General features: G+C 63.6%; 16 protein-coding genes. 6 read left to right on the forward strand and 10 right to left on the reverse strand.

The annotated features are described in order from the left end of the window. Positions 1-152: 152 nt before the first annotated feature. From ACTIFE_RS08740 to ACTIFE_RS08750, 3 genes are read right to left on the reverse strand one after another with little or no spacing between them, the layout of a single operon-like run. Complete coding sequence (locus ACTIFE_RS08740; protein ID WP_439528770.1) at positions 153-746, reverse strand: TIGR00730 family Rossman fold protein; 594 nt, start codon at positions 744-746, stop codon at positions 153-155. Next, positions 746-1,783 carry an asparaginase gene (locus ACTIFE_RS08745; protein WP_439528771.1) on the reverse strand — a complete coding sequence of 346 codons (1,038 nt, stop codon included), beginning with the start codon at positions 1,781-1,783 and terminating at the stop codon, positions 746-748. The genes ACTIFE_RS08740 and ACTIFE_RS08745 overlap by 1 nt, the downstream gene beginning before the upstream one ends. A gap of 33 nt (positions 1,784-1,816) precedes the next feature. After that, positions 1,817-2,998 (reverse strand): aminotransferase, encoded by a 1,182-nt coding sequence (locus ACTIFE_RS08750; RefSeq protein ID WP_439528772.1) that lies wholly within the window; start codon positions 2,996-2,998, stop codon positions 1,817-1,819. Here ACTIFE_RS08750 and ACTIFE_RS08755 point away from each other — a divergent pair. The 3 genes from ACTIFE_RS08755 to ACTIFE_RS08765 all read left to right on the forward strand — a co-directional run bounded on the left by ACTIFE_RS08755 (position 2,985) and on the right by ACTIFE_RS08765 (position 9,209). Further along, positions 2,985-6,590 (forward strand): class I SAM-dependent DNA methyltransferase, encoded by a 3,606-nt coding sequence (locus ACTIFE_RS08755; protein WP_439528773.1) that lies wholly within the window; start codon positions 2,985-2,987, stop codon positions 6,588-6,590. The two genes, ACTIFE_RS08750 and ACTIFE_RS08755, sit on opposite strands and share 14 nt — an antisense overlap. A gap of 116 nt (positions 6,591-6,706) precedes the next feature. Then, positions 6,707-7,084: a hypothetical protein gene (locus ACTIFE_RS08760; protein ID WP_439528774.1), complete on the forward strand. Its 378-nt coding sequence runs from the start codon at positions 6,707-6,709 to the stop codon at positions 7,082-7,084. Between the two features lie 313 nt (positions 7,085-7,397). Next, on the forward strand, positions 7,398-9,209 hold the full coding sequence (locus tag ACTIFE_RS08765; protein ID WP_439528775.1) for an adenylate/guanylate cyclase domain-containing protein: 1,812 nt from the start codon (positions 7,398-7,400) through the stop codon (positions 9,207-9,209). 75 nt (positions 9,210-9,284) lie between these two features. On the opposite strand, the gene ACTIFE_RS08770 is transcribed toward ACTIFE_RS08765, so the two are convergent. From ACTIFE_RS08770 to ACTIFE_RS08780, 3 genes are all read right to left on the reverse strand, one after another. Then, the gene (locus ACTIFE_RS08770) at positions 9,285-9,842 is read right to left on the reverse strand and encodes a GNAT family N-acetyltransferase (protein WP_439528776.1); all 558 of its coding nucleotides are present in this window, start codon (positions 9,840-9,842) and stop codon (positions 9,285-9,287) included. Between the two features lie 11 nt (positions 9,843-9,853). After that, positions 9,854-10,984, reverse strand: coding sequence for a type III PLP-dependent enzyme (locus ACTIFE_RS08775; RefSeq protein WP_439528777.1), 1,131 nt, complete (start codon positions 10,982-10,984; stop codon positions 9,854-9,856). Positions 10,985-11,587: 603 nt separating this feature from the next. Then, a complete protein-coding gene (locus ACTIFE_RS08780) occupies positions 11,588-12,583 on the reverse strand; it encodes an EF-hand domain-containing protein (protein WP_439528778.1) in 996 nt (331 codons plus the stop codon). A 224-nt stretch (positions 12,584-12,807) separates the two neighbouring features. On the opposite strand from ACTIFE_RS08780, the gene ACTIFE_RS08785 reads away from it, so the two are divergent. Then, positions 12,808-13,545, forward strand: coding sequence for a response regulator (locus ACTIFE_RS08785; protein ID WP_439528779.1), 738 nt, complete (start codon positions 12,808-12,810; stop codon positions 13,543-13,545). Beyond that, positions 13,542-14,981, forward strand: coding sequence for an ATP-binding protein (locus ACTIFE_RS08790; protein WP_439528780.1), 1,440 nt, complete (start codon positions 13,542-13,544; stop codon positions 14,979-14,981). The genes ACTIFE_RS08785 and ACTIFE_RS08790 overlap by 4 nt, the downstream gene beginning before the upstream one ends. On the opposite strand, the gene ACTIFE_RS08795 is transcribed toward ACTIFE_RS08790, so the two are convergent. From ACTIFE_RS08795 to ACTIFE_RS08805, 3 genes are all read right to left on the reverse strand, one after another. Beyond that, complete coding sequence (locus tag ACTIFE_RS08795; protein WP_439528781.1) at positions 14,978-15,376, reverse strand: (R)-mandelonitrile lyase; 399 nt, start codon at positions 15,374-15,376, stop codon at positions 14,978-14,980. The two genes, ACTIFE_RS08790 and ACTIFE_RS08795, sit on opposite strands and share 4 nt — an antisense overlap. Positions 15,377-15,513: 137 nt before the next feature. Next, complete coding sequence (locus tag ACTIFE_RS08800) at positions 15,514-18,069, reverse strand: cation:proton antiporter (protein ID WP_439528782.1); 2,556 nt, start codon at positions 18,067-18,069, stop codon at positions 15,514-15,516. Between the two features lie 93 nt (positions 18,070-18,162). Next, a complete protein-coding gene (locus tag ACTIFE_RS08805) occupies positions 18,163-19,086 on the reverse strand; it encodes a DMT family transporter (RefSeq protein WP_439528783.1) in 924 nt (307 codons plus the stop codon). A gap of 273 nt (positions 19,087-19,359) precedes the next feature. Here ACTIFE_RS08805 and ACTIFE_RS08810 point away from each other — a divergent pair, with 273 nt between their 5' ends. Beyond that, positions 19,360-21,522: a malate synthase G gene (locus ACTIFE_RS08810; protein WP_439528784.1), complete on the forward strand. Its 2,163-nt coding sequence runs from the start codon at positions 19,360-19,362 to the stop codon at positions 21,520-21,522. A gap of 111 nt (positions 21,523-21,633) precedes the next feature. On the opposite strand, the gene ACTIFE_RS08815 is transcribed toward ACTIFE_RS08810, so the two are convergent. Then, positions 21,634-22,533 carry a LysR family transcriptional regulator gene (locus ACTIFE_RS08815; protein WP_439528785.1) on the reverse strand — a complete coding sequence of 300 codons (900 nt, stop codon included), beginning with the start codon at positions 22,531-22,533 and terminating at the stop codon, positions 21,634-21,636. Between the last annotated feature and the right edge of the window lie 95 nt (positions 22,534-22,628).

Here is a 22,628-nt window from a genome sequence, read left to right on the forward strand (position 1 = left end):
TCAAAACCCCCGAAGCACCAAACAAAACAATCCTCTCGCTTCACGGGGAATTATGCAACAGGCCCCACGAGGGGGAGGGGGGCTGAGAGGCGTCGAAGACTGTCTGACTTCATATGCGATAGCCCTGCCTAACGGGGGACAGGCCGCCGACCTCAGGTCTGGCCGCGGCCGATCCACTTGCCCGTGGCCGGTGGAACATAGGCCGCGCAGGCGGACAGCAAGGCCTCCGGCGTATCAGCCACCTGCAGCATCGCGCGCATCGCCGGCTTGACGAAGCCCTTGTCGACCTGCGTGTCGAGGAAACTGATCAGGCCATCATAAAAGCCGCCGGTGTTCAGGAGGCCAAAGGCCTTGGCGTGATAGCCGAGTTGGCCCCAGGTCCAGACCTCGAAGATCTCTTCCATCGTGCCGGTGCCGCCGGGCAGCGTGAAGAACGCATCGGACAGATCGGCGAACATCGCCTTGCGCTCGTGCATCGAGCCCACGACATGCAGCTCGCTGAGGCCCTTGTGCTCCAGTTCCTTGGCCTTCAACGCCTCCGGCAGAACGCCGATGACCCGGCCACCTGCCGCGAGCGCCCCATCGGCCACAGCGCCCATCAGGCCGACGCTGGCGCCGCCATAGACAAGCGTCAGCCCCGCCTCGGCAATCACGCGTCCCGTATCGCGCGCTGCCACGTCAAACACCGGATCGGTGCCGGAACTCGATCCGCAGAAGACACAGACGGATTTGATTGCTTGGGTCATCAGGCACTCACTCTGGCAGCGCGTTTGAGGTCGGTAAGGAGGTCGCTGGTCGGGCGGACGACGCCGGCCTTGACGTCGAGACGGGTCTTGATCGCCGGCTGGGTTAGATCCTCCAGCAGGGCCTTTTCGTCATCATTGAGGTCGAGGAAGGCTTCCAGGATCGATGCCATCATCACTTCGGAGGCACGGGCAGCACCGTCATCGCATTTGAGCGCAATGCCGAGGCCAAGTTCAGGAATGGTGGCGCAGAACACGCCCTCGGCGCCAGTTTTGACGAAGACGCGGCGTCGGAAGCCGGCCATGGTGCGGGTGCAGAAGCGATCCGTGCCAGCGACCATATAGGCGTTGTCGACGCAAGCCTCGTAAAGCCGGCGCGCGGCCTCGGCGCGCAAGGGTTCCAGGTTCTCGCCGGTGCCAAAGGCGGCAAAGGCGCGGGCAAAGCCGTCCAACGGGGTAGCGAAGGTCGGGATGGCGCAGCCGTCGATGCCGCAGATGTCCGGCGTCAGCGTGTCGCCGGTCATGGCCTCCAGCACCGCCTTGATTTCCTGCTGCACCGGATGGTCTGGCAGCACATAGCCACGGGTCGGCGCACCCATCACCTTGGCAAGGCCAAGGAAGCCGGCGTGCTTGCCGGAACAGTTGTTGTGCAGGGCGCAAGGCGTTTCGCCCGCGCGCACCAGATCGGCCACGTCCTCGACGCGCGAGGGCCACTGCGGCCCGCACTCAAGGGCATCCTCCTCAAGGCCGGCCTTGATCAGCATGACCCGGGCGGCGTTGGCGTGCCGCGCTTCGCCATTGTGCGAGGAACAGGCCAGCGCCAGTTCGGCCGGATCGTAATCCAGTGCGTCGGCTGCGCCCGATTCCACCAGCGGCAGCGCCTGCAATGCCTTGATGGCAGAGCGGGGGAACACACGGCGGCCCGTGTCGCCGATGCGCAGCACCGGTGCGCCATTGGCATCAAAGATGGCGATGGCACCGCGATGGCGGCTTTCCACCACATCGCCGCGGGTCACTTCGACAAGAACCGGATTGCTCATGAAACCTCGCTTGGGATGTGAAGAAAAACTGGTTCAGGCGTTGCTGACGGCAAGCGCCGGCTTCAGCCAGGTGCTAAGCCGGGCCAGCGCCTCGGCCAGCACTTCATCGCGCTTGCAGAAACAGAAGCGGATGTAGTTGGTCGGCGCGTCAGCCATGTAGAAAGCGGAGACCGGAATGGCGACAACGCCGGCCTCGGTCACCATGCGCTTGCAGATGTCGACATCGCGTCCCTCGAGCCCGAGCGGAGTGATGTCGCAGGTGAGAAAATACGTGCCCTCGCAAGGCAGCACGCCGAAGCCGAGCCCGGCCAGTCCCTCGGCCAGCAGATCCCGCTTGGCCTGAAGCTCGGCAGACAGGCCGTCGAAATAGCTGTCGTCCTTGCGCAGGCCATGCGCAACCGCCTTCTGCAGGTTCGGCGGCGTGGTGAAGGTGACATATTGATGCGCCTTGGCGATCGGGTCGAGCAGCTTCGGAGCGCCAGTGACATAGCCGATCTTCCAGCCGGTGAGCGAGAAGGTCTTGCCGGCAGAGCCGACACGCACGGTGCGTTCGCGCATGCCGGGGAAGCTCATCAAGGGACGGTGCACGGAGCCGTCGAACAGAAGATGCTCATAGACCTCGTCGCAGATGGCATAGACGTCATGCTCGACGCAAAGCTCGGCGATGCGGGCAAGTTCCGCTTCCGAGAACACCTTGCCGGCCGGGTTCATCGGATTGTTGAGGAGGATCGCCTTGGTGTTTTCGGTGAACGCCTTTTCCAGCGCGTCGAGGTCGAGGCTCCAGGTCGGCGGAGTGACGCGCACGCGGACCGGGATGCCGCCGGTGCGCCGGACGATCGGCAGATAGCAGTCGTAAAGCGGCTCGATGAGAATGACCTCGTCGCCGGGCTCCACCAACGCGAGAATACAGTCGGTCAGCGCCTCGGTCGCGCCGGAGGTCACCATCACCTCGTTGGCCCAGTCGATATCGAGCCCGTAGAAGCGCTTGTTCGCCTCGGCCACCGCCTGGCGCAGCTCCGGAATGCCCATCATCGGCGGATACTGGTTCGGGCCGTCGATCAGGGCTTCAGCCGCGACGCGGCGCACGTCTTCCGGACCATCGACATCGGGGAAGCCCTGACCCAGATTGATCGCGCCATGCTCGCGCGCCAGACGCGACATCGCCTCGAAAATGGTGGTCTCAAGCCCGGTGAACACCGGATTGGTCGGCTTCATGCAACACCCTCCGTCTGGCCTTGCCGGAGACTCACCCCCTGCCGGCCATTTTCCTCGCAGCGTTTTTAGACGGGACAGGCAGCAACGTCGAGGGGGATGGGGACGGAAGGCGGGCGATGCGGGCCTTGCACCGCCCGCAATGACCGTTAAAACAGAAGCGGTTGGGAGGCGAAGCATCGTGCAATCCAAGGTCGAAGCATTCATCCGGCGCTGGCAGGGACAGGAAGGCGGGCAGGAGCGGGCCAACTATGCCCTGTTTCTCACTGAACTCTGCGATCTGCTGGGCCTGCCGCATGCCGAACCGGCGTCGGCTGCGCACGAGACCAATGATTACGTCTTCGAACGGGTGGTGAAGGAAACAACCCGGGATGGCTCAAGCTCGGCCAAGCGGATCGACCTGTACAAACGCGACTGCTTCGTCCTGGAAGCCAAGCAGAGCCGGTTCGCCGGTGACAAGAAGCTGGCGGACGCGCCGACCCTTCCGCTGCCGGGGCTTTCGGCCGATACGGCAACCGTCAAGCCGCGCGGCCGCCGTGCCGATGCGGATCGAGCCTGGGACGTTCTGATGATGAACGCCCGCGCGCAGGCTGAAAACTACGTCCGGCTGCTTCCAGCGTCGCACGAGCCGCCGCCCTTTGTCCTCGTCTGTGACGTCGGCCACTGCATCGAGGTCTATGCAAACTTCCGCAAGGATGGAAAGGCCTACGACCAGTTTCCAGATCGCCGCTCCTTCCGCATCTATCTGGAAGACCTGCGCGACGAGGCCATTCGCGAACGCCTGGTCGCGATCTGGTCCGATCCGCTGTCGCTTGACCCCTCGCGCAAGGCGGCGAAGGTCACGCGGGACATCGCCACCCGCATCGCCAAGGTCAGTCAGGCGCTGGAGAAGGAAGGCCATGCCACCGAAGAGGTGGCCATGTTCCTGATGCGCGTGCTGTTCACGATGTTCGCCGAGGATGTCGAGCTGCTTCCGGAAAAGAGCTTCGAAGCCTTGCTGAAGGATTGCGTCGAGAAGCCCGAGATTTTCCCCGGCATGATGGAAGAGCTGTGGCGCGCCATGGACGAGGGCACGTTCTCCGTCGCTCTCAAGGAAAAGGTGAAGAAGTTCAACGGCGAGTTCTTCAAGAATCGGCGCGCACTCAAGCTTGCCCGCGAGGAAATCGGCGAATTGCTGGAAGCAGCCCGGCACAACTGGCGCGATGTGGAACCGGCGATTTTCGGCACTTTCCTTGAACAGGCGCTGGACCCGTCCGACCGGCGCAAGCTCGGCGCCCATTACACGCCGCGCGCCTATGTCGAGCGGCTGGTGATTGCAACTGTCATCGATCCGTTGCGCGCCGAATGGGACAATGCCCGCTCCACCGCCGAACGGCAGAAGTCGGAAGGCAAGGCCGATGCGGCAGTGCGCACAGTCGCCGCCTTCCACGACCGGCTGTGCGAGATCCGGGTGCTGGACCCGGCCTGCGGCACCGGCAACTTCCTTTATGTTTCGCTGGAGCTGATGAAGCGGCTTGAGGGCGAGGTGCTGGAGGCGCTGATCAACCTCGGCGGACAGGAAGGACTGGCGATGGAGAGCCACTCCGTCGATCCGCACCAGTTCCTCGGGATCGAGATCAACAAGCGCGCGGCAGCGATTGCCGAGCTGGTTCTGTGGATCGGCCATCTGCAATGGCATTTCCGCACCAAGACCACCGCCCCGACGGAGCCGATCCTGAAGGCGTTCCACAACATCCAGAACATGGATGCCGTGCTGAAATGGGATGGCTATCCGCTGCCGAAGATTGTCGACGGCAAGGAGACCTATCCCAACCCGCGCCGGCCGGACTGGCCGAAGGCCGATTACATCGTCGGCAATCCGCCGTTTGTCGGCGGCAAGGACATCCGCGCCCGCATGGGCGGAGCTTATGCCGAAGCGCTGTGGAAGGCGCATGGGCACATGAACGAGAGCGCCGATTTCGTCATGTACTGGTGGGACCGGTCGGCGGAAATCCTGCTGAAGCCAAAGAGCCAGCTCAAGCGCTTCGGTTTTGTCACCACCAACTCCATCAGCCAGGTGTTCCAGCGCCGGGTGATGGAACCCTATCTCAACGCAAAGAAGCCCCTGTCGCTGGTGATGAGCATCCCGGACCACCCCTGGACCAAGGTCACCCGCGACAGCGCTGCCGTGCGCATCGCCATGACGGTGGCGCAAGCGGGCAAACATGACGGGCGGCTAATGGAGGTCACCTCGGAAACAGCGGTGGAGACGGACAGTCCGGTCATCCTGTTCGAGGAGAAGATCGGGCGGATCAATGCGGATCTGACTGTTGGGGTGGATGTAACCTCTGCTAACCAGCTAGTTGCAAACAAAGGAATAGCACATCAGGGTATCATACCGGTAGGGGAAGGCTTCAGACTGACGGAGTCTGAATTGGAAATTTATGGGATAGCGCCGTTAAGTTTGCCGCCCGTTGTCAAGAAATACGTCAATGGTCGAGATTTGGTACAGCGAGAAGATAGAAAATACATTATCGATTTTTATGGATTGACAGAGTCCGAGGCAAGGCGCACCTATCCGAAGCTGTTTCAACACGTTTTGCGCGAGGTTAAGCCGCAGCGAGATCTAGTTAACCGAGATAGGACACGTATCAATTTTTGGATTTATGCCGAGCCTAGATCTAAAATGAGGGCCGCGTTTCAGGGGCAGTCGCGTTTCATCGCTACTACTCGGACAGCAAAGCATAAGATTTTTCAGTTCCTCGATATCGATGTTCTTCCGGATACCAAAATCGTTGCTATTGCTGACGACGAACCCTGTACGCTGGGAATATTGAGCTCATTTGCGCATCGTGTATGGGCATATCAAACTGGTGGATGGCTAGGAGTGGGGAACGACCACACCTACAACCATACAGAATGCTTCGACCCCTTCCCGTTCCCCGACGCCACCGACGCCCAGAAAGCCGCCATCGGTACCATCGCCGAGGAGCTGGACGCGCATCGCAAGCGGGTGCTGGTCGAGCACGCGCATCTGACGCTGACCGGGCTTTACAACGTGCTGGAACGGCTGAGGGCCGGTGCCAAACCCGACGATCTCGACGCGAAGGAACGGCGCATCTTCGACGATGGTCTGGTGCTTATCCTGAAGGAACTGCATGACCAGCTCGACGCCGCCGTGTCGCAAGCCTATGGCTGGCCGGTGGATCTGCCCGACGAGGAGGTTCTGGCCCGTCTTGTCGCGCTCAACAAGGAGCGGGCAAAAGAAGAACAGCGCGGGCTGGTGCGCTGGCTGCGGCCCGACTACCAGATCCCGCGTTTTGGCTCGGACACGGAAAAGGCCAGACAGCTGGAGGCGGATCTTGGCGGTGCGGCGGCCCCGGAAAAAGCCGGACCGAAGCCGGCCTTTCCCGCCGACGAGCGCGACCAGACGCCCGCCGTGGTCGATGTGCTGCTGGCGGCCGACAGCCCGCTGGAGGCCGCTGCCATCGCCGCCCGCTTCAAGCAGGGCCGCAAGTGCCTGCCAGCGGTCGAGGCGGTGCTGTCGGCGCTGTTCCGCCTGGGCCTCGTCACCAGCCAGGATGCCCGCCACTACAGCTTCCGCCGGGCGGCGTGACCACACGTCGCCAGCATCGGCCCTGCCAAGTGTGTCTGCCATCACATTGCCCTGATCGGGGTGTGGTATGGTGATGTATCGCCGGTTGAATCATCCGGCGCTTCGGAGACGAAGAGATGGTGAAGAGTTTTGCGAAGGGGTCCTGTTTGCGCCGGGTTGGTGCGATGGCCCTCGCCGGCGTGATGGCGCTGGGGGTTCTGGCGGTGTCGGTGCCGCAGGCAGAGGCGCGTGACGGGCGCAACACGGCACTGGCGGCCGGTGCTGCCGTCGGTCTTGCCGCCGGCGCGCTCTTGGGCGCGGCCGCGGCCAACAGCGGACCGGAGTATATTGCCCCTCCCCCGGCCTATTACCCGCCCCCGCCCTATCCGCATTATGGCGGCCCGGTCTATTACGCCCCGCCGCCGGTGCCGCGCTGCTACATGTCGCCGATCCAGCGCTGGGACCCCTATATCGGCCAATATGTGGTCGTCGGGCATCAGCAGATGTGCAACTGATCCCGTCCTGAACGTGCACTTGGCCCGCGTCCTCGCGGGCCATTTGGGCTGCCAGGCCCGGCCTGCGCCGAACGGCGCCGCAGCAGGACTAGTTTTCCCCTTCAGGTCGAGTACCCAACGGCATGCCCAAGCCGCTCCTGCAGGACTATCAAGCAGGGCGCAAACCAGACTGAACTTCTCCGGAAATGTCAGAAGAAGAGGCTGACATGGTCGCTTCTTTATTTTGCAACGATACCGGCAGTTTTTACAGTTTACTCGCGAAAAGTGGTTAGTCTGTCGTCATTGTCACGAACATGAAGACGGATGCACCTTGTTGCTACGCCTGACCCCGACACTTGCCAGCCTGATCGCGACCTGCGTGTTGCTGACGGCCCTTACGATCCTGGCCCTGTCGGCCTACACGTCCCGATCCGTCACGGCGCAGCTCGGCAGCCAGCTGGTTGACCTCGGCATGGATGCGTTTGACCTGAAGTTCCAGACGCATGTGACGCAGATCCGGGAACAGGGGGCCTATGTCGCCAGCGCCCTGCGCGGCGGCTCCATCGACCCGGACGATGACGCGGCGCTGACCGGATTTGTCCATGGCGTATTGGCGGCCACACCGCAGGTGATTGCGATTGATGTCGTACGGCCCGATGGCAGCGGCATCGAGGTCGAGCGCGGCGACAGCGGGGCCAACTTTGGCCTGCGGCCGATCCGGAGACTTCCGCGCCCCACCTTGCTGGACCTTGCCCAGCAGGCGGAAGCGGCGCCGGGGCCGTTCTGGAGCCAGCCGGAATACAACGAGGCGAACCGGCGAACGGAAATCAGCTATGTGGTGCCCTCGCGTTCCGGCGACCGGTTTCTCGGACTTGCCAGGGTCAGGGTGTCCCTCAACGGCCTGTCCGTCATGGCGAGGGGCCTGTCGAGCACGGACATGACCATGTTCCTGTTCTATGGCAACATGGAACTTCTGGCGCATCCGCAACTCGACCCTGCGACGCAAAACGCCTCGGAAGACAATGATCTGGTGGACCTGATCGATGCTCCGGGCCCTGTCCTGCCACAGCTCAAGACCATGGTTCCCGTGGATGCGGCGAGCTACAACCTCGTCGAAGCGCATGCGATGTTCCGGGTTGAAGCGGCCAATGGGGCTGCCTATTTCGTCGTCCTTGAACGCAGCGGGACGGATGCTGCCGGATTGCCGGTGCAGGTGGGGGCATATTTTCCGGTCAGCGTGCTGGAGGCACCGCTGCAACGCCTTGCGGTGGCCGGCCTGATCGGCGTCGGGATTCTCGGCCTGGCCGTCCTCGGCAGCGGCTTGCTGGCCTTCTACATCGGCCGGCCGATCCGCCGGGCCGCCCGCAGCGCCCGCCTGATCGCCCGGATGGACCTGGGCGACCTTGAACCCCTGCCGGACAGCCGCATCGTCGAGATCCGCGATCTTGCGCAAGGCTTCAACAGCATGCTGACAGGGCTTCGCGCCTTCCTCAGATATCTGCCGCAGACGCTGGTCCGCCGGCTGATCGAGACCGGCTCGATTGATCAACCACCAGTGAAGACCCGGGTCGCCGTGCTGTTTACCGATATCGTCGGCTACACATCGATCAGCGAAGGCCTGGACGCGGTGGAAACGGCCGACTTCCTGAACGCCCATCTGACGCTGGTCGGCGAGGCCATCGAGCGCAACGGCGGCACCATCGACAAGTATATCGGCGACAGCGTGATGGCGTTTTGGGGCGCGCCGGAGGAACTGGAGCAGCCTGCAGCCGCCGCTGCGCGCGCCGCGCTGGACATCGCCCGGGCCATCAAGATGGACAACCGGCGTCGTGCCGGAGAAGGCTTGCCGCCGGTGCGCCTGCGCATCGGGCTGCATGTCGGTCCGCTGGTCGTCGGCGACATCGGCGCGCCGCAACGGGTGAACTACACCGTCATCGGTGACACTGTGAATATCGCCGCGCGGCTGGAAACGCTCGGCCGCGACATTGATCCGGATGCCGAGACCATCATCCTGGCCTCGGCGCAGGTCGCCGACGAACTGCCGCCCTCCTGTACGCTTGCCCCGCTCGGCAGCCACCGGATCAAGGGCAAGGACCTGCCGGTCGACGTGGTCCGGCTGCTGCCGACGCGCATGGGGCCGGTGTAACGACAGCTGACAAAATACCCGGCAATACCCCGCACCGGACCAGCAAGCAGACCGGCAGCGGGGCATCATCCAGGGTCAGGCCGCGCGCTTGGCGTAGCCCTGCAAGGCAGGAAACTGCGGCATCTCGGTGCAGACCGGATCAAGAAAGCCAGCCGGCAGAACGAGACCCCGGGCCGTACCAAGGGCAAGAGGCTGCAGTTCGAGCCCGAGGAAACGGGCACGATCCACCGGACCGGGCATGTCGAGGTCATGCGTCAGGTCACCCGAGAACCCGAAGCGATTGTAATAGGGCGCATCCCCGACCAGAATGATGGCCGAGAATCCGGCCACCGCAGCCCGGTTCAGCGCCTGGCGCATCAACCGGGCTCCGAGGCCCTCGCTGCGGCAGGCTGCGTCGACAGCCAGCGGACCCAGCAACAGCACGGATTGCGCGCCTTCGATGGCGACATGCCACAGGCGCAGCGTGCCGACCAGCGCGCCGTCGTCGTCCATCGCCGCGAAGGCAAGCGCCGGAAGACGTGCTTCACGCAGGCGCTCGCAGGTCTTCAGGTGACGGTCCGGGCCGAACGCCCGGTCAAGCAGCAGCTCTCGGGCGCCGGTATGCGCCGGCGCCTCGTCCACGATCTCGATCATGGCGTTGTCTTTCAGATCACGTAGGAAGCAAGAGCCGCGAAGCCGTTGAAGCCGACCGTGGAATAGGTCGTCGTGTAGGCGCCGCAGCTTTCGATCAGGACCTTATCGCCGATGGACAGGGAGACCGGCAATTCGTACGGCGTCTTCTCGTAGAGGACGTCGACGCTGTCGCAGGTCGGACCAGCCAGGACACAAGGGGCGGTCGCATCGCCGTCCCGCGGAGTGCGGATCGGGTAGCGGATCGCCTCGTCCATGGTTTCGGCGAGACCGTGGAACTTGCCGATGTCGAGGTAGACCCAGCGCACGCTGTCGTCAGCGGACTTCTTCGAGATCAGAACGACTTCTGCCTCGATAAGGCCAGCGTCGCCAACCATGCCACGGCCCGGCTCGATGATCGTCTGCGGCAGGTTGTTGCCGAAGTGATCGGTCAGCGCCTGGAAGATGGCCTGGCCATAGGCCGGAACGCCGGGGACATCCTTGAGGTAACGAGCCGGGAAGCCGCCGCCCATGTTGACCATGCGCAGGGAAATGCCACGGGTAGCGCATTCCCGGAACACGACGGCAACGGTGGCCAGCGCGCTGTCCCATGCGCCGAGATTAGCCTGCTGCGACCCGACGTGGAACGACACGCCAAAGGCTTCAAGACCGGCGCGATGCGCGGCTTCCAGCACGTCCGGTGCCATGTCCGGAGCACAGCCGAACTTGCGCGACAGCGGCCATTCAGCGCCGGCGCCATCGCACAGGATGCGGCAGAATACCTTCACGCCGGGGGCGGCGCGGGCGATCTTCTCGACTTCTGCTTCGCAGTCAACGGCATAGAGGCGCACGCCCAACTCGAAGGCACGGGCAATGTCGCGCTCCTTCTTGATGGTGTTGCCATAGGAGATGCGGTCAGCAGAGGCGCCAGCAGCCAGCACCATCTCGATTTCGCCAACGGAGGCGCAATCGAAGGAGGAGCCGAGTTCAGCGAGAGCGCTGAGAATCTCGGGGGCCGGGTTGGCCTTCACGGCGTAATAGACGGAGGTGTCCGGCAGGGCGCGGGCAAAGGCTTCGTAATTGTCGCGCACGATGTCCAGGTCAACCACAACACAGGGACCATCTTCGGTGCGTCGGCGGAGAAATTCGCGGATACGGTCAGTCATCGGGGGCTTCTCCCGTTCAACAGGTCATGGCGCAGGGATCGCCGACGCCGACACCCCGGCATCTCCCATATGGACAGGGAGGCGAGGCGACGAACGCAGGCGTGCGGTCGAGCGCGCAGACAAACTGCGAACTGTTCCGGGTGAGCTGCCTTGGCTTGGAACGGGAAAACGCTCCGCACGGCCGGCAATGAAGTAACAAGTGCCTCTTCAGTAACGTCGGGATGTGGAAACCCGACAGAGACCAAAAAAGCCCTCTTACGTCGTTGCTTTAAGCCGTCCGGTTTTGCTGATCCCCCGAAGAGCGTGGTGGGGTGTGCGATCAGCTGCCACTGAAATTCTTGGACGACGATAGGCACGTGCGAATTTGGGCAAGACGTAAATGGATCCATTCGCCGTCATGATCAAGCGGTTTTTTGTGCTCTGCGCATAAAAAATGCGCAGAGCCGCACTGCCTTCGGATTCATCATTAATCCCGCAGCTTTCCACGGGTTTCTGAATGCAAAAGGGGACCGCGCGAACGCGGTCCCCCGGGGCCGGCTTCCGCCCCCGGCCTGGGGGGCTGGCCAGAACAGAAGCCAGACTTTCTCGCCAGGCTCTGCGGCCTTAGTTGGCCGTCGGGGCCGTAGCGCCGGACTGCATATGCTGCGGGCCCTTGCCATGACGGCCTTCGCCCTTGCCACCGGCATCCGCATGGCGCTTGCCATCGTGACGCCCGTCCTTGCCATGACGGCCGTCCTTTTTCATTTTTTTGAAATCGGCCCTGGTGACGACACCGTCGTTGTTGCGATCGAGGCGCTGGATCATGTCGGCCGTCCGCGCCGCGTTTTCCTCGGCGGTGATGGCAAGGTCACCGTTGGCATCGAGTTGCTGGAACATCCGGACAAGACGCGGTTCGCCCATGTCGGCGAAAATCGCACCAAAGCCGGTGAGATCGAAACTGCCAGCGCCGCTCGGATCCGCCTTTGCGAAGAGATCGCCGCGCACCTTGTCGAATTCCTCGCGGGTGATCTTGCCATCGTTGTCTGCGTCAAAGCGCTCGAACAGGCCCATCATCATCATGCCGCCGTGGCCGGGGCCGAAGCCGTGTTCGCCGCGACCGCCGTCAGACTGGCCGCGACCATGGGCCTGTCCTTTGCCCATACCCTGGCCCTGGTCCTGGCCTTCGCCGCGCGGACCCATCGGCATCTTGGCAAGCGTGCCATCGTTGTCACGGTCGAGACGGGAGAACATGCGAGCCGAAATCCTGTCGAATTCTTCCCGGGTAACCTTGCCGTCGCCGTTGCTGTCGAGGCGCTGGAAAGCACGTACACGCATCGGCTCTGCTTCGGCCAGGCGATAGGCGCGGAATTCCTCGAGGCTGACCTTGCCGTCCCTGTCGGTATCGGCGGCAGCAAAGCGGGCGGCAACGGCTTCGGTCACTTCGTCCTGGGTCAGGACACCGTCCTTGTTCAGGTCGAACTGGGTCAGGATCATGCCCGGGCCGTGACGGTCCTTGCCGCCCCATCCCATGCGCCCCCCGTCTGCAAAAGCAGTTCCGACTGCCACGAGCGTGAGCGTTGCGGCGACCGAGGTCAGGGCGAGGGTCTTGAGCGTCTTCATGGAACGTCTCCTTCAATGGTGTCCACGACAAGCTTTCGTGCTTGCGATGTCCTCAAGATAGCCAGCAGTCGCAGCCGAAATAGGACCGGATCCGGGCGGAAGTGTCGCCAGCTGTGCCGATGTGCCGTGAGTGCGACAGACTGTTACATTTTGCCCTCCCCTGCCGTTTCGATTGGCGCTACCTAGGAACGAGGCGCAAGCCGTGCGCTCCAAGGTCCGAAAGCATGAGTGAACCTAGCCCCCATATCCTGGTCGTTGATGACCACAAGGACATCCGCGAAACGCTGGCGCGCTATCTGATCAAGAACGGCTTCCGCGCCACCAGCGCCGAGAGTGCCGCGCAGGCGCGCAAGGCCCTGAAGGCGGCGGTGATCGATCTGATCGTGCTGGACGTGATGATGCCGGGTGAAGACGGTCTCAGCCTGTGCCGGTCACTTGTGGAGGGTGACGCGCCGCCTATCATCCTGCTCACTGCCATGGCCGAAGATACCGACCGGATCATCGGACTGGAGATCGGGGCTGATGACTATGTCACCAAGCCATTCAATCCGCGCGAGCTGCTGGCCCGGATCAAGGCCGTGTTGCGCCGCACCGCCAGCGTTCCAAAGACGCGGGATGCGCTGGAGCAGGAACGCCTCACCTTCGAGGGCTTCGCGGTTGATGTGGTCCGGCGGGAACTGCGAGAAGCCTCCGGCGCCCTGGTTCCCTTGTCGAGCGGCGAGTTCCAGCTGCTTTGTGCTTTCCTGAAGCGCCCCCGCCTTGTCCTGTCCCGTGACCAGCTGATGGACCTGACGACGGGCCGTGCGCCTGGACTGTTCGACCGCGCCATCGACAACCAGATCAGCCGGCTCAGGCGCAAGATCGAACCGGACCCAAGGGAGCCGGTCTTTATCAAGACGGTCTGGGGCGGCGGCTACATGTTCACGCCCGAGGTCAAGGCACTGGGGGAGGAGACGCCATGACGGGCCTCAACCTGCCGCGCCTGCGGCTTTACCCTCGGAGCTTTGGCGGACAATTGATTGCGTTGCTGCTGATTGCGCTGATTGCCAGTCAGGGATTTGCCATCTGGTTGTTTGCCGGGGAACGCCGGGTCGCGATCTATGAAGCCATCGGCGACGGCGTGATCCTGCGCGCGGCAACGCTGGTGCCCCTGCTTGACAGCGCTGACAGCCCGATGCGCGATCAGATCCTCAAAGCCGCCAGCACGCCGGTGACACGGTTCTGGATCGGGGCCGAGCCGGTCGTCGGCGCCCCGGGCCGATCATCGCCGGAGCGCCGGCTTGAAGATGCACTGGCCGAAGAACTGGGAAACGACAAGGACATTCGCGTGCAACTGATTGGACGCAGCCGGAACCCGCCCTCACCCGAACACCGCCCCAGAAGCGACAATGACACGGCGAGAGACAAGCGGATCGAGAAGCAGCGGGAACGCGCGGACAAACAGGCGGAGCGGATCCGCCGGACCCTGCTGGCGATCAATTTCTCGGTGCCCCTGGCCGACGGCACCTGGCTGAATGTCACCACCAACCACCGGCCGCCACCAAGCGGCGCGTTCCAGACTTTGCTGCTGCAGATCGCGCTGATGGCTGCAGCAATCATTCTCATCGTGGCGGTGACCATTCGCCAGGTCAGCCAGCCGCTGCGCGCCCTGGCCGGTGCTTCGGATCGGCTTGGCCGTGGCGAGGATGTATCGCCGCTGCCTGTTGCTGGCCCCCGCGAGGTGCGCCAGACAATCCAGGCTTTCAATGCCATGCAGGAACGGCTGAGCCGCTTTGTCCGTGACCGGACGCGGATGCTGGCCGCCATCAGCCATGACCTGCGCACCCCCATCACCTCCCTGCGCATCCGGGCGGAGTTCATCGAGGATGAAGAGGACCGGGAAAAGTTCATCGCAACGCTGGACGAAATGGCGGCGATGACCGAGGCAACCCTGGCCTTCGCCCGTGACGATGCAGTCGGGGAAGACCGGCAGGCCATCGATATTCCTGCCCTTCTGGAGGCTTTGGCAGGCGACCAGACCGACATGGGGCACAATGTGCGATTGATGGCAACCACACCGGTGATCCTGGCCTGTCGCCCGCTGGCCCTCAAACGCGCCCTGCGCAACTTGATCGAGAATGCCGTGCGCTACGGCACGGTCGCGCGGGTCACCCAGAGCGTCGAAGACGGGCAGGTTCGCCTGACCATCGACGATGAGGGACCAGGCATTCCGGAAGACCGGCTGTCGGATGTGTTCGAACCCTTTGTGCGGCTGGAAACATCCCGCTCCGGCGAGACCGGCGGCATTGGCCTTGGCCTTGCCATTGCCCGCTCGATCATCCACGCCCATGGCGGCACGATCACACTGGAAAACCGCGCCGAAGGCGGCCTCAGGGCGAGCGTGCTGCTGCCGATCTAGTTGGCCGCGTAGTCCTTTTCGCTGACCGGCTCCAGCCAATGTGCCGTCACACCGCCCTCGGCTTCCTGGATCGCCAGATGGGTCATGGCAGAGTGCGGCGCGGCGCCGTGCCAATGTTCTGTCTCCGGCGGAAAGAAAACGGTGTCGCCGGGGTACAGCTCGACCACCGGCTCACCCCGCAGCTGCGCCCGGCAGATGCCGGACAGGACATGGATCGTCTGGCCATGCGGGTGGGTGTGCCAGTTGGTGCGTGCGCCGGGTTCGAAATGCACGAACAGAGCTGCCGCGCGGGCCGAGCCTTCCGGTTCAGCCACGACATCCTGCCAGACCGTGCCTGTGAAATAATCGGGGTTCGCCCGCCGTGTCGGGCGGCTGCCGGCCTTGTGAATGTTCATTGATCGAAATTCTCCCTGTTTATCCAGCATGAACCCGCTGCGGGCAGGCAGGTTCAAGCGCCGGATGAGGCCGATGCGCCGCACAAACCCGTGACGAAAACCCTTGCGCAGGCGGAACGACGACCTTTCATCCCCTGTCAGGCTGGGGCGGCGGCTTCACCTGTCGGCTCAAGGACATCCTGCGCCGCCTTCTCAGCCAGAGCCGCCGCCTCTGCGGCATTCATGCCGAGCCGCGTCTGCGCCAGATGCTCGACGTGGGCCTTCAGCTCCGGCGAGGTCCGGATCAGATTGCGGAAGTCTGCCGCCGACAGCACAAGCAGGGTGCAGTAGCCAAGAGCAACCACATCGGCGCTGCGCGGCTGGCCGGTCAGCAGTGCCATTTCGCCGACCACATCGCCACGTCCCATGCGGTGCACGCCAAAAGCTGTCCGCACTTCGGCCGCACCGGACGAAATGAAGAAAGCCGCGTCGCCCTTCTCGCCCTTGCGGATGATGTGTTCCCCCGGCAATACGAACAATGGCCGCAGCAGGCGCGAAATCGTCTCCCGCTGCTGGTCGGGCAGGCTTGCGAACAGCGGATTGGAGGCAATGAGATCGCGCGTCTTGAGACCCAGATCGATATGCGGGCGCTGGCGTGTCTCGCCCATCTGCACCGCAAGTTCGCGCTGCAGGTCATTATAGAGTTCCGAGGCGATCAACCGCTGGGCATAGGCTTCGGCATAAGCCGTCTCTTCCATGCGCTCGCCAGTGCGGCGCAGGAATTCAAGCTCGAGCGCATCCGCGTAGTCCGGGTACTGCAGTCGCAGGGCCTCCAGAGCGCGCAGAACCTCATCCTTCCGGCCATCCAGCACCTCATGCAGGATCGTCGACACCCGGTCGCCCACCATCGGACGAATGCGCTTGACGTTGAACAGGATCAGTTCGTTCAGCACAATGCGTGTGAGAAGCAGCCGTTCGAACCGGTCCGCGACCACGCGGCCGAGGAAAGCATCGGTCTTCAGCCAGCGGAATACCCATTGCGCGGCCCGAAAGCTGACATCGAAGGCGACCAGACGCCGGGCGGCCCGGTTGTAGCCAGCGCGGCCCTTGGTGCGCGCCAGATCGGCAATCGCTCCGACAATGGCCAGATGCGCTGAAATCGTCCGGTTCGACACCGTGTTTTCGCGGAAGTGATGCAGCACAAGCACGCGCTCGCGGTCGGCCAGGGCGATCAGCCCGAGTTGGACCCGTTCCTTGTCCATGATGTCTTCGGAGAAGGCATTGGCCTCGGCAGCGGCAGCCGAGCGCGCGGCGTAGCCGTCGCTCACCTTGCGCGCAACATTCGGCGAGATCGCATAGGCAGACGCCATCTGGTCGACGCCGTCGTGCACATCGGACAGGACCAGGGCCTGGAACTGGTTGCGCAGGGCCTCATCCAGCGGGGACAGCTTGTTGAGCTTCAGCACCTTGATCAGCGGCTTCAACGTCGTGCCATAGACCAGCAGCGTGAACAGCACGAAACCGGTGGCCTGGACAGCGATGAAATGCTGGATGTCATCGGGAATATTGCGGTGCTCGGTCACCGACAGGGCCAGCGTCAACGTCACAGCGCCGCGCATGCCGCCCCACAAGATCACGGTCTTGTACTTGTTGCTGACCCCCTCCCCGAGCCGCATGACGCCCAGCAAGGGCAACAGGCCGAAGATGACCACCGCCCGCCCGACAAAGGCCGCAAGGATGAGGACCACGAGAATGAGTGCGTCCAGCAGCCGGAAGCCGTCGAGCATTTCCGGGATCAGGATGGACGCAATGACGAAGATGAGAGACGCCGCCCAGAAGGCGATCTGCTCCCACACATCATGCAGGTAGGACCAGGCATCCGGCGTGACGCGGGCCGGGCCGTAGAGGTTGAACATGATGCCGCTGGAGACCACGGCCACCACCGCCGAGACTCCGACCACCTGTTCGCTGAGCACATAAACGAGATAGGGCAGCGCCACTGAGAAGGTCACCTGCGCCAGCTTGTGCTCCCGCATCACGGGCAGGATGGCGACAGCCACCCGGCCAATCACCAGTCCGAAGGCGAGGCCGCCGACGAAGGATCGGAAGAAGGTCATCACCGCAGTGGACAGTTCCGGCGCCTGTGCCCCGGTCAACATGCCGAACAGGATGACAAACAGCACGATGGCGGCCGCGTCATTGAGCAGGCTTTCGCCTTCAACCAGTCGACCAAGACGGGCAGGCGCACCGATGTCGCGGAAGATCGAGACGACGGCAACCGGATCGGTCGTCGCCACGATTGCCCCGAGCAGAAGGCAGGCGACCAGCGACACGCCCGAGAGCGGATAGATCGCCAGCCCGATACAGGCCGTGGCCACCAGAACCGCCACCACGGCCAGCACGAGAATTGGCCCGATGTCCTCAAAGATGCGGCGGATTTCCAGGGTGAGCGTCGTCTGGAACAACAGCAGCGGCAGGAAAACGTAGAGGATCGTCTCGGAATCAATCGGCGGCTCGACGAAAACCTGCGCCAGATCGTTCAGCGCGTCGGTTCGCGGAGTATAGAGCAGATAGGCCGCCAGGGCGCCGATCAGGGCACCAACTGCGGCCAGCAGCACGCTGGGTGCAAGGTCCAGCCGCCGCGCCAGTGGCTGCAGCAGCGAAATGACGATCAGCAGGACCGCGAAGGCGGCGATGACGACCGGAGTGTGCATGGCGCCGACCTTCCAGTGCCACGAGGCAAATTATGGTGAGTTTTTCAGAGCTTGTTTCAATTTTAGCTGCACACGCCGGGTCTGGACAAGACGTTACTGCAAGGGACCGGCGTTCTTTCGTTCCGACAGCCAGATGCCTCCCAGCACCAGAACCAGCGCCACGGCGTGATGCCATCGGAACGGTTCTCCGAGCAGGACCACGGCAAGGATGGCCGAGAAGATCGGCACGAGATTGATGAAGACACCGGCGCGTCCCGGTCCGATCAGTTCGACGCCGCGCATGAAATAGATTTGCGCGAGCAGCGAGGGAAACAGGGCGATGAACAGAACGATGGCCCATCCGGTCAGGCCTGGCCAGACCGCAGCGCCCGCTGCCACTTCGTAGATGACTGCAGGAACGGAAGCGACGGCAGAAATGATCGACAGCAGCGTGAAGAACACGAGGCCCGACAGCTTCGGCCGGTTGCGCAGCGCCAGCGTATAGCCCGCATAGAACAGGCTGGCGATCAGCATGATGCCGTCCCCCGGATTGATCTTCAATGTGGCCAGATTGGCGAAGTTGCCCTGGGCAGCCACCAGCGCCACGCCCGCGATGGTGACGAGGATCCCCGCCAGTTGCAGCAGCTTGACCCTGGCCCGGAACACCAGCACCGTGCCGGCCAGCACCAGCGCCGGCATGGATCCCTGGATGATGCCGAGGTTGATCGCTGAGGTGTAGTAGGCGGCAATGTAGAACAGGATGTTGAAGCCGACGAAGCCGAACAGGGACATGGCGATCATGGCCGGCAAATGCGGCCGGGCCAGAGGCCATTCGTCTGCCAGCCGACCCCGCATCAGGGCGCCCATCAACGCCGCCACGATAATCCAGCGCAGGAACACGATCACCATCGGCGACACCTCCCCGATGGCCAGCCGTCCGGCAATGGTGTTGCCGCCCCAGAACAGCATGGCCAAGGTCAGCAGCAGGACCGGACTGGAGTTGAGGCGAGCACCGAGGCTGCGCGCAGCTTCGATCATCAGGGAGTTCCTTTGTGGCGGGGAGCGCGCCGCAGACTTGTCCGGGCGCAGGTCGATGGTTGCCACCTGTGACCGGAAAACGGGGCGCTGGCAAGCCACGTCTGGCATCGTCTCGCGTTTGGCGATGGATCGGCAGCGATTGTTTCCCTGGCGGAAAAGGTCATGTGGGTCGCCATGCGATTGACGAAAAGGCCAGAGGTGACAAAAGTGGTTGCCAATCAGATGCATCGTCCCCTGCACGGCAGGATCGCGGACACCGCAATGGAGACTGGCATGACGGAACGGGTCGAGGCGCATGGCCTCAAGATCGCACGCGAACTGCATGACTTCGTCAACGACCGGGTGCTGCCCGGAACGGGCGTGTCGGCCGACACGTTCTGGAGCGGGTTTGCCGCAATCCTCGCTGACCTTGCGCCGGAAAACCGGGCGCTGCTGGCCAAGCGCGATGCGTTGCAGGCGCAGATCGACGCCTGGCACCAGGCCAATCCGGGCGCTCCCGACATGGCCGCCTACAAGGCCTTCCTGACGGAAATCGGGTATCTGGTTCCTGAAGGACCGAAGTTTTCCGTGACCACCGCGAACGTGGACCCGGAAATCGCCTCCGTCGCCGGGCCGCAGCTCGTGGTGCCGGTGATGAATGCCCGCTACGCCCTCAACGCCGCCAACGCCCGCTGGGGCTCGCTCTATGATGCGCTCTATGGCACCGACGCGATGGGCTCCCTGCCTGCAGGTGGCGGCTATGATGCAGCGCGCGGCGCCGAGGTCATCGCCCATGCCCGCAAGGTGCTCGATGAGGCGGCCCCCCTGGCGGCCGGATCCTGGCGCACCGTGACGGGCCTGTGGCTTTCCGCAGGCATGCTGAGCGTGACGACCGACGCGGGCGAAACCGGGCTTGCTGATCCCGCGCAGCTCAAGGGCTACACCGGTGCGCCGGACGCACCTGCCTCGATCCTGCTGGTGCGCAACGGGCTGCATCTCGACATCCAGATCAACCGCGCCCATCCGATCGGCGCGAGCGATCCGGCCGGCATTGCCGATGTGGTACTGGAATCGGCCCTGTCCACGATCATGGACTGCGAAGACTCCGTTGCTGCCGTCGATGCCGAGGACAAGGTCGTCGTCTATGGCAACTGGCTCGGCCTGATGAAGGGTGACCTCACCGACACATTCGAGAAGGGCGGCAAGAGCGTCACCCGCCGTCTCAACGGTGACCGCAGCTACACCGGAGCTGACGGCAACACGCTCACCCTGCATGGCCGCTCGCTCATGCTGGTGCGCAACGTCGGCCACCTGATGACCATCGACGCCGTGCTCGACGCCGAGGGCGGCGAGGTGCCGGAGGGCATTCTCGACGGCATGGTGACGGCCGCCATCGCGCTGCATGACATCGGTGCCAATGGCCGCCGGGCAAATTCCCGCGCGGGCTCGGTCTACATCGTCAAGCCGAAGATGCACGGGCCGGAGGAAGTGGCTTTCGCCGACCGCCTGTTCGCCCGCATCGAGGACGTCTTGGGCATGGCCCGCAACACGCTGAAGATGGGCATCATGGACGAGGAGCGCCGGACGACGGTGAACCTTGCCGAATGTATCCGGGCGGCCAAGGACCGGGTGTTCTTCATCAACACCGGCTTCCTCGACCGCACCGGCGACGAAATGCACACCTCGATGGAAGCCGGGCCGATGATCCGAAAGGGTGACATGAAGGCTGCCACCTGGATCGCGTCCTATGAAGCCAACAACGTGGATGTGGGTCTCGCCTGTGGCCTGCCTGGCCATGCGCAGATCGGCAAGGGCATGTGGGCCATGCCGGACCTGATGAAGGCGATGATCGAGCAGAAGATCGCCCATCCGATGGCCGGCGCCAACACCGCTTGGGTCCCCTCCCCGACGGCCGCGACGCTGCACACGCTGCACTATCACAAGGTCAGCGTGAAGGCCCGCCAGGGCGAGCTTGCCAGCCGGGCGAAGGCAAAGCTGGAAGACATCCTGTCGATCCCGGTGGCCACCCGTCCGAACTGGTCGGCGGAGGACATCCAGGCGGAACTGGACAACAACGCGCAAGGCATTCTCGGCTATGTGGTGCGCTGGGTGGATCAGGGCGTCGGCTGCTCCAAGGTGCCGGACATTCACAATGTCGGCCTGATGGAGGACCGGGCGACGCTGCGCATCTCCTCGCAGCACATCGCCAACTGGCTGCGCCACGGCGTCTGCAGAGAGGCCCAGGTGATGGAAACGATGAAGCGCATGGCCGCCGTGGTGGACGCGCAGAACGCCGGCGATCCGCTGTACCAGCCGATGGCCGCCAATTTCGACGGCTCCATCGCCTTCAGGGCCGCGTGCGACCTGGTGTTTGAAGGCACCCGCCAGCCGAACGGCTACACCGAACCGGTTCTCCACGCCCGCCGCCGCGAAGCCAAGGCGCGGAAGGCCAGCTAGGCCGGATCGGCGCAGCAACGACGTTCGGGGCCCCCGCAACAGCCGGTGCCCCGACGCAAAGGCAGGCCGATTGCGCGCTGGAAATACGGACGGGACACAAACCCTCAGGCATCAGGGCAGGTCCGCCTCGGTCCGCCCGGTGATTGCCTCGTCCATTCTCCGGGCGAGCCAGTCCCGGGTGACAGCGATTCGAGCCGGGAGCTGGCGTCGGCTGGGATACAGTAGCGCCATGTCGCTTGCTGATGGCGGCAAGGTTGGCAGGATCTCGACCAAGGCACCGGTTGCTAGAAGCGATGACACATCAAAGCGCGGCACGGCAATGATCCCCAGTCCAGCCACGCCGGCGGCAACATAGGCCTCGGTCGAGTCCACGATCACGCTTGCCGGGAGGTATGTCGTGTCTGCCCCCGTCTCCAGCGCCACCTTGCCGCCCGTTTCGGTTCGCCGGTAAGCAACGGCCACATGTCCACCCAGATCCTGGCTTGTCCGGGGCTGCCCCATTCGGGCGAGGTATGCTGGAGCGGCGCAATTGACATGAACCAGCGGATGCAGCCGCCGACACACAAGTTCGCTGTTGTCGAGCAGTCCCACGCGCAAGACAAGGTCAAGCCCTTCGGCGACAAGGTCGAGGCGATCATCGGAAACCCGCAGGTCGACCAGCAGCCGTGGATGGGACTCAAGGAAGGCCGGCAAAGCCGGCACAACGATCCGATGGGCAATCCGCCCCGGCATACTGACCCGAACCGAGCCTGAAACCGCATCATCCCGGCGGAACATGGTCTCGATGCTGTCAGCCTCCTCGAGCAACGTCACGACCCTTTCGGCCAGCCGCAATCCCTCTTCGGTCGGCATCACCACGCGGGTGGTTCGTTGGAGAAGGCGCGCGCCAACACGGCTTTCGAGCCCAGATATCACGGTCGATAGTGTTGAACGCGGAATGCCCAGCCGTTCGGCGGCCGCTGTAAAGCCGCCCGTCTCAATGATGGCAACCAGGGCCCTGTATTCAGCCAAACGTTCCATCGCCGAATGATTGTTCGTCAACGTCGACAGGTCAATCCAAAAGGCCACACATTATGCCGCCAGCGCCAACGGATATAGCTGATCTG

The sequence above is a fragment of the Pannonibacter sp. genome (genome assembly GCF_051860505.1).
GTDB lineage: Bacteria > Pseudomonadota > Alphaproteobacteria > Rhizobiales > Stappiaceae > Pannonibacter.